General features: G+C 60.3%; 1 protein-coding gene. It reads left to right on the forward strand.

The annotated features are described in order from the left end of the window. Positions 1-237, forward strand: a 237-nt coding sequence (locus SB847_RS22200; RefSeq protein WP_410578920.1) for an aldo/keto reductase, incomplete at both ends; no start/stop codon positions are given.

The raw sequence follows: 237 nt of genomic DNA on the forward strand, positions 1-237 counted from the left end.
CTACGGAAACTGGTTCACCCACGGTGAGCAGATCGACCAGGCCGCAGCTACGCAATGCGTCAAACAGGCACTGGATTTAGGTATCACCACCTTCGACACCGCCGATGCGTATGCCGGAACCCGTGCCGAAGAAGCCTTGGGCGAGGCGCTCAAAGGAACACGTCGTGAAAGCGTCGAGATTTTCACCAAGGCCTACTTCCCGACCGGGAAGGGCCGGAACGATCGCGGCCTGTCCCG

Source organism: Bacillus sp. SIMBA_026, assembly GCF_046535335.1.
Taxonomy (GTDB): domain Bacteria; phylum Bacillota; class Bacilli; order Bacillales; family Bacillaceae; genus Bacillus; species Bacillus velezensis.